The following is an 801-nucleotide window of genomic DNA, read 5'->3' as shown; positions in this document are numbered from 1 at the left end:
CCCTTGAACAGTTGCTAAAGAAATTTTCTCACGCTTAGCCAATTCTGCCAAAGTAGTAATAATCTCTTCGCCTCTATCAAGTCGTACAACTAACACATCACCAAATCGTCTATAATCCATTCGTACATTCTCCTTTGCCTAAATTCACATTTTTTTACTTCTTCGCCTAGGATAACACACCTAGAATCAAAAGCATTATCAAAAGCCATCCAAAAAACAATCGAAATCCCTAGCCTTCTTGACTAAAGCGATTCGCAAGCGCAAAAAAAGAGATGGAGCCGAAACCCTATCCCTTAGTTTGAAATCTATTATTTGCTTGTTTCGCTTTGACCATAGCCATAACCGTAGCCATAACCATAACCATAACCCAATTTATTGGCATCTTCACCGTTATATACGGCACCAATCACGTTGGCATTTACCACGTCCAATAAATCTTTTGTTTTGCGTACTTCGTTTTTGTTTGCAATTCCTGAACGAACAACCACAATGACACCATCTACACGCGTTGCAACAACTTGTGCATCGGTAACAGCTAGGATCGGTGGTGTATCAAAAATAACTAAGTCAAACATTTCTTCTAATTCGCCGATTAATTCAGCCATACGGTTTGAACCTAATAGTTCAGATGGGTTTGGTGGAATTGGACCAGCTGCTAAAACGTAAATATTTGCATCCGCAACATAGTTTACAGTATCCATGATGTTTGCATCACGATCTGTTAGTAAACTTGTCAAACCAACAGTTGTGTTGATATTGAATGTTTTGGCTACTGTTGGTTTACGTAAATCAGCGTCTACC

1 protein-coding gene is annotated in these 801 nt (G+C 39.0%); it reads right to left on the bottom strand.

What is annotated here, in order from left to right; all coding sequences use genetic code 11:
* Positions 1-308: 308 nt before the first annotated feature.
* Positions 309-801, bottom strand: a 493-nt coding sequence (locus ACRCJ0_RS16830; RefSeq protein WP_431391304.1) for a CpsD/CapB family tyrosine-protein kinase, incomplete at its 5' end; no start/stop codon positions are given.

It is taken from the genome of Aerococcus sp. L_32, assembly GCF_050689315.1.
Note: the sequence above shows the minus strand (reverse complement) of the source record. Positions and strands in the feature narration are given on the sequence as shown.